The following is a 6,495-nucleotide window of genomic DNA, read 5'->3' as shown; positions in this document are numbered from 1 at the left end:
TTAGAGTGCATTTGGATTTGGCACATATTTTGGAGCTACGTTTGGCTCTTCTCTGAGTTTCATTACTCTTTCTTTCAATTCACGGACAATCCATTCGTCATCACGACAGGTTTCTGGTTTGTCGATAGCTTTTTTCATGTAAATAGGAACTCCATCCATACGATAACTGGTACCGGCACATTCTACACCAATGAATGAACCTGGTAATACTACATCAGCGAGTTCAGTTGATGGACCCCAGTGAATATCGATTTGAATAACAGGAATGTTAGCTAAGTGTTGGTTTGCTCCATTAGGGAAGTGAGCACCAGGGTCAGCTGCAATAACCATGAAACAGTCTGGTTCTTTTCTGGTTAATAAATCGATAGTGTTGGTTTCTCCTAACATATATCTTGGGTAACCTCTACAGTAGTCAACACCGAAAGCGAATCCACATTCGAATGCCATGAAAATGTTGAAACCGTTTACGTTAAAGTGTCCTCTCATTGGAGTAAGACCCCATTTGGAGAATCTGTTTAAGTCTTGAACCATTTTAATAGCAATATCGATGTTTCTTTGTTTGGATAAAGTGTGGGTTAATCCTAAACCGAAGAATAAAACACCGAATTCAGCGTTTTTCATTTCTTCTGCTAATTCGTAAATATCTTCTTTAGGAATTCCAGAGATAACATCTTGGTATAATTCTTTTCCTCTTAATACAGCTCTAATTGCGTTATAGAAACCGTAGTCACCGTTTTGTTCAAATCCAATCCATTTGTCAGAACATTTTGCAGTGTCTGAGAATTTTGGATCCATGGTAATAACAGTTCTGTCGAATCTTCCTCTTTGTCTGAAGTATCCACGACAGAATACAGCGTATCTTGCCATGTGTCTTGGGTGAGAGTTCATTGCGTTACTTCCAGAGTATGCAATAACGTCTGCTCTGTTTTGTACTTCTCCTAAGGTTTGGATAGGATAACCTGCGTTTTGTACAGCTTGTAGGGAAGGACCGTGACAGATGGTTGCTTGGTTATCTAAAACTGCACCGATATATTCACCTAATGCTACTCCTTCTTTCATACATTCAGTAGAAGTTTCAGACCAACCGTAAAATACAGGTCTGATAGAGTTAGCGATGTATTCTGCAGCTTTGTCTAAAGCAGTATCCCAATCTACTTCCATAAGTTCTCCATTTTCATCCCTAATCATTGGAACAATTAATCTTTGATCCATATCTTCCATGATTTTACTTGCTCCAAGTCTGCATGCGTGTCTTACTGCAACTACGTGATTATTTTTTACTAAGTAATCTAAATCATCACAGTTACATCCACAAAATGCACAGGTACAATTTTCAACAATGTAATCGTAATCAGTTACAGGTGGCTCATAAGTCATGATCAATCAACTCCTCCCATTTACGTCCTTTGTAAACTGGTAATTCTCCTAATGATTCCATGTTTTCAACAACATCATCATCAGTTTCATCCACATATTTTTTGTATACCCATCTCATTAAATCTGCCATGAGTAAAACTTTTCTGTCTGTTTTTTCGACAGTACATTTAATTCCTTTGTAAGTAGGGTCGGAACAGCAGTAAGTATCGTGACTTACAATAGTGTTAGCCCAAGGACCTTTACAAATGAATACAGTACCTTCGTGAGGTGCGTCTCTTGATACAGCACAGTTTACAACAACTTCACCGAAATCGGTTTTTACTAAAACAGTATCCCAATTGTTTACACCTAATTTTGCCATATCTCTTGGGTCCATATAACAAGTTCCGGAAGCGTTTTTATATTCTTCTTTTAAAGTGGAACCTCTTTTCTTACATGCACCTTGATAAATATCAGATCCAGTGTTTAACATACATTTGAGGACATCTGTACTTCCTTCACCTGTAATTTTTACATCAGGTACTACTGGTTTTTCTAAATAAGTATTAGCGTAATGCACAATTATTCCCCCTATTCTAACCATATAGCATTTACTGGGCAAAACATTTGACAGGTTCCACATAATTCACATTTATCTGGACTGAAAAGTTTAATAAACCCATTTTCTACCATGATAACTACTTCTTCAGTTTTTGCACCGTTACCACCAGCATTTTCTGGACTGATAGCTGCATTAACCGGACAAGCAATTACACAAATTCCGCATCCTAAACAATTATCTTGATTTACTTTAAGTTCCATCTAATCACCTAGTCTTTAATAGCATTTAAAGCTTCTGTCCAAGTTGCTGAGTTTGTAGGAGTGTGATCAACAGCAGTTCTTTTTACAGTAATTGCACCGTTAGGACAAGCTTTTGCACAAGCTTTACAACTTACACAGTATTCAGGACTTGCAACAATGTGATCTAATCTTGAACCTGGACCGGTTGAAACAGGGAATGCTAATGCGTTACATTTACAAATATCTACACAAGCACCACAAGCTTGACATTTTTCTTGATCAACTTCAATTGTACCTTCAAATGGCTTTTTAACTTTTGCTGCATCAGTTGGGCAGACTCCTTCACACCATCCGCAGTATACACAGAGTTCACTGTCAATAACTGAGTTACCTTTAACAACAGCTTTTGAAAGGTCAATATCATATTCACCGTATGAACAGATTCTACATAATGCTTTAATAGCGTTAGTAGGGCATGCTTTTTTACATACTAAACAGTAAACACATTTGCTTGTGTCAACTTCTATTGATTCTTTACCGGTTTCTTTATCAACGACAATTGCTTCTGCAGGACATAGTTCTTCACAAATACCACAGTAAATACATTCATTATCATCAATTTCAATTTCACCAGTGACTAAATCTGCACGGTCTGGTAATGTTCTGTCAATTACGATAGCATCACGTGGACATGCAATTTCACATTTTTTACAATAGATACATTCATCATCGTCAATTTCGGAAAATGCATTGTAGTGAGGATATGCTTCAATTTCACTGATTGGTACACCATCAATAGTTAAGATTAATGCGTCAACAGGACATAATCCGCTACACATACCACATAATACACATTTGTCTTCATTAATACTAATTCTTTGAACATCAAATTCGTCATGGAAATTCTGTGCGATTTTTTCATGACCACTGAAGTAGACATTGTTTGCTACTTGAACACGAGAGTCAATAGCAATCTCATTCAGTGTAATCGCGCCAACAGGACAAGTAGACTCACAAATTCCACATCCGATACAGACATGATCTTTGAAAGATAAATTTCTTACTTCCTCCGCTGACCTTGTAATGTCAAAGTTATTGTCATTAACTTCTTTCAAATTTCTTATCATTATTAAATCTCCAAAATTTTAATTGAATTAGTTGGGCACTCATCTTTACATAGCTGACAACCACAACATTGTACGGAGTTTATATGTGATTTCAATGATTCTAACTTAATAGCCTTCATTAAACACACATTTACACATAAGCCGCAACCAATACAGGAATCTTCAATAATTGCTTCATAGTTCTTCTCTCGGCAAATATTCACAATTTTTCGACTCTGTTCCGGTTCATCAAATACCGCATCGGTCATTATTAAAAAATCCCTGGGAGTTAATTCCGTGATGGTCCTTGCAACATCGATTGAATTCCAGGATAAGTTCCTGCCATTCAGATAATGTGATACGGTGGACCTATCAATTCCTAACTCATCAGCAATTGCCTGGTGACTCACACCAGCTTCCTTTAATTTAACCGCAGCCAGATATTTCAAACCAGATGCAATATGCTTCGGCATTTATACCACCATGTGTAATGATTACACATATGTTTATCTATATAAATATATTTGCCTACTAGATTTAAGTCGAAATCTTTTTATATAACTGTGGGAATACTACACAAAAATTTTTAAGATTTAAGAGCAAAATAATTATTTACAGATATTTCAAAATCAAAATGATTATTTTAGTAAAATAAGTAATATAGGTTAAAATTTTAATAAATAAAGCACAGTTATCAATATGTAATGATGTTTATATCGGTAATTAGGGGTCTTTTCGTAATAAAAATTATTAAAAAAATATTACAAAATAGTCAAAAATCCACTAAAATCTTTAGGTTTGCCAAAAATGTGTAGTAACTACACATCTTAATTTATTAATAATTGAAAGAACATAACAATATAATATAATAGGGGATTATGAAATGAAAATTGTATCAATTGTCGGGAGAAAAAATACTGGTAAGACATCGCTGACTGTAAAAGTTATCGAAGAGCTTACAAAAAGAGGATATAATGTTGCATCAGTAAAGCATTCGCATCATTCCATAGAAATGGATAAGGAGAATACTGATACCTGGAAACATAAACAGGCCGGAGCAAACTTAGTTGTTGGTGTTGGATCAACCACCTTTTTCAACGCCAGGAAAGAACATGACTTAAACAGAATACTATATTTGCTCAAGCACTTTGATGATTTCGATTTTGTAATCATAGAAGGCTATAAAACCTACAATTATCCGAAAATCGCTACTTCACCCGAAGTTGTTGACAAATATACAATCAGACAGGTCGATTCATTTACAATAACCGACGAAGGAGTCAGTGAACTAGCAGATCTTATTGAAGAAAAAGGCCATGACATTATTGATACACTATTCAAGAAAAATTGCGGATACAATGATGGCGAATCAATAGCCCAGCAAATCCGTGAAGGAAACATAAAAACTGAAGAATTGGATGATATATCAGGATATTTGTCCATTGACGGGAAAGTTATAGGACTGAACCGGTTTGTCAGCGACTATTTCAGACAGGTAAATCTCGGAATTATCAACACACTAAACATTAAAGATTATGGTGTTGAAAATGTTGAAAAAATAGAATTACTGCTATCCAATGAAAGCAAACCTGAAAAAAATAATTCAAACAGTGAAATTTTCATTAATAAAAAACCCCTCGAAATAAACCAGTTTGTAAAAGACATCATTTCAAGTTCCATAAAAGGAATAGTCAAATCCCTAAAAACGCAGCAAGATATCGGAAAAATCAGCGTTGAAATTAGAGGCATTGAAAATGATGAGTTATACAATGCCGATATTGACCTTAAAATTAACGATAAGGAACTATATATTAATAAATTCACTTGCGGCATACTGAAAGAAAGTATTTTTGCTATGATAAATAGCTTAAAGATTGATGAAGAAATTAATGAAATTAAAATTGATGTGGAAGTATGATTATGAATGATAGAGTAGTAAAAGACAAATATGACAGACCGATACTTTCACTTAGAATTACACTAACTAACAGATGCAATGTAAACTGCATATACTGCCATCATGACGGCATGAAATCATCAAAAAATGAAATGACTGCTGATGAAATCTATAAAATCTGTCAGATAGCAAAAAGGATTGGTGTTAGAAAAATAAGATTATCCGGTGGAGAGCCATTAATCAGAAAGGATATTGTTGAAATCATATCAAAGATAAACAGCATCGGATTCGATGACATTTCCATAACAACAAACGGAATACTGCTTGAAAAATATGCAAAAGATTTAAAAGAAGCCGGTCTTGACAGAGTAAATGTCAGCCTAGACACTTTAAACCCTGAAACTTATCAATTCATTACCAAAAAGGATTATCTTGATGCTGCCAAAAAAGGCATTTTGAAAAGTGTCGAAGTTGGACTTTATCCGGTTAAAATCAATATGGTCATCATGAAAGACATTAATGAACATGAAATAAAGGATATGTTCAACTTCTGTAAGGATAACGACATGGTGCTTCAGCTGATTGAACTGATTGAAAGTGAAAACTGTGATGACGACAAGTTCTCAAAAGAGTACCATTTTAAGTTAGATATGGTCGAGGAAAGATTATCTGATATAGCTGATGATGTTAAAGAACGTGAATTTATGCAAGGGCGTCGAAAATATTACATTAACGGTGGAGAAATCGAGGTAGTTAAGCCTGTCGATAACTCTAAATTTTGTGCAAATTGTACCAGATTAAGGGTAACACCTAACGGAAAAATAAAACCATGCCTACTTAGAAACGACAATCTTGTCGATATAATCACTGACATCAGGAATAATGAAAGTGATGAAAAATTAGAAGAGATCTTTTTAAAAGGTATTGACAAACGTGAACCTTTCAATACTGATTAAAAACTCTTTATTTCTTTTTTTAATAATATAAAACTAGTTTTCAAAAATAAAAATAAAAAATGAAAGAAAGTGCATTTCTCTAAAAAAAGAAAGAATAAATAAAGCAAGAATGCTTTATCTATAATTTTTTAGCTTTTGAAATGTGTTCGGTGAATGGGATTCTGTCGTCAGTGTCGAATCCTGGGATGTATCCGTAAACTTCTCTTACTTTGTTGTTTACAGTACTCCATACTTTGGATACTGGAATTTCACAAGGACAGACATCACTACATTGACCACAGTTGGTACATGCATCAACCATGTGAACCATACGGGTTAAGTGGAAGAATGGTGCTGCAGGAGTGTATCCACCAGGTACCCATTCAGGACCTTCAGCTTC

At 34.8% G+C, this 6,495-nt stretch carries 7 protein-coding genes and 1 pseudogene; 2 read left to right on the top strand and 6 right to left on the bottom strand.

Features of this window, described 5'->3' with window-relative positions; all coding sequences use genetic code 11:
* Genes ACKI2W_RS10595 through ACKI2W_RS10575 form a run of 5 tightly spaced genes read right to left on the bottom strand, consistent with a single transcriptional unit; the run spans position 1 to position 3,736 of the window.
* Positions 1–1,377 carry a formylmethanofuran dehydrogenase subunit B gene (locus tag ACKI2W_RS10595; RefSeq protein ID WP_407381932.1) on the bottom strand — a complete coding sequence of 459 codons (1,377 nt, stop codon included), beginning with the start codon at positions 1,375–1,377 and terminating at the stop codon, positions 1–3.
* Complete coding sequence (locus ACKI2W_RS10590; protein WP_407381931.1) at positions 1,367–1,936, bottom strand: molybdopterin dinucleotide binding domain-containing protein; 570 nt, start codon at positions 1,934–1,936, stop codon at positions 1,367–1,369. The genes ACKI2W_RS10595 and ACKI2W_RS10590 overlap by 11 nt, the downstream gene beginning before the upstream one ends.
* 11 nt (positions 1,937–1,947) lie before the next feature.
* Positions 1,948–2,178, bottom strand: a complete 231-nt coding sequence (locus tag ACKI2W_RS10585) for an ATP-binding protein (RefSeq protein ID WP_058740137.1) — start codon at positions 2,176–2,178, stop codon at positions 1,948–1,950.
* A gap of 8 nt (positions 2,179–2,186) precedes the next feature.
* Complete coding sequence (gene fwdF / locus ACKI2W_RS10580; protein WP_407381930.1) at positions 2,187–3,284, bottom strand: tungsten-dependent formylmethanofuran dehydrogenase subunit FwdF; 1,098 nt, start codon at positions 3,282–3,284, stop codon at positions 2,187–2,189.
* 2 nt (positions 3,285–3,286) lie between these two features.
* A complete protein-coding gene (locus tag ACKI2W_RS10575) occupies positions 3,287–3,736 on the bottom strand; it encodes a 4Fe-4S binding protein (protein ID WP_407381928.1) in 450 nt (149 codons plus the stop codon).
* Between the two features lie 410 nt (positions 3,737–4,146).
* Here ACKI2W_RS10575 and mobB point away from each other — a divergent pair, with 410 nt between their 5' ends.
* Together mobB and moaA are read left to right on the top strand one after the other, a co-directional pair.
* Positions 4,147–5,181, top strand: a complete 1,035-nt coding sequence (mobB, locus tag ACKI2W_RS10570) for a molybdopterin-guanine dinucleotide biosynthesis protein B (RefSeq protein WP_407381926.1) — start codon at positions 4,147–4,149, stop codon at positions 5,179–5,181.
* Between the two features lie 2 nt (positions 5,182–5,183).
* A complete protein-coding gene (moaA, locus tag ACKI2W_RS10565) occupies positions 5,184–6,116 on the top strand; it encodes a GTP 3',8-cyclase MoaA (RefSeq protein ID WP_407381924.1) in 933 nt (310 codons plus the stop codon).
* A gap of 118 nt (positions 6,117–6,234) precedes the next feature.
* Here moaA and ACKI2W_RS10560 read toward each other — a convergent pair.
* Positions 6,235–6,495, bottom strand: a pseudogene (locus ACKI2W_RS10560) (formate dehydrogenase); the annotation flags it as partial.

The organism is Methanobrevibacter sp., assembly GCF_045603845.1.
Taxonomy (GTDB): Archaea; Methanobacteriota; Methanobacteria; order Methanobacteriales; family Methanobacteriaceae; genus Methanocatella.
Note: the sequence above shows the minus strand (reverse complement) of the source record. Positions and strands in the feature narration are given on the sequence as shown.

Coding starts and splice junctions, on each gene's coding strand:
- moaA (WP_407381924.1), top strand. CDS start 5,184: ATGAATGATAGAGTAGTAAAAGACAAATATGACAGACCGATACTTTCA.
- ACKI2W_RS10595 (WP_407381932.1), bottom strand. CDS start 1,377: ATGACTTATGAGCCACCTGTAACTGATTACGATTACATTGTTGAAAAT.
- mobB (WP_407381926.1), top strand. CDS start 4,147: ATGAAAATTGTATCAATTGTCGGGAGAAAAAATACTGGTAAGACATCG.
- ACKI2W_RS10585 (WP_058740137.1), bottom strand. CDS start 2,178: ATGGAACTTAAAGTAAATCAAGATAATTGTTTAGGATGCGGAATTTGT.
- ACKI2W_RS10575 (WP_407381928.1), bottom strand. CDS start 3,736: ATGCCGAAGCATATTGCATCTGGTTTGAAATATCTGGCTGCGGTTAAA.
- fwdF (WP_407381930.1), bottom strand. CDS start 3,284: ATGATAAGAAATTTGAAAGAAGTTAATGACAATAACTTTGACATTACA.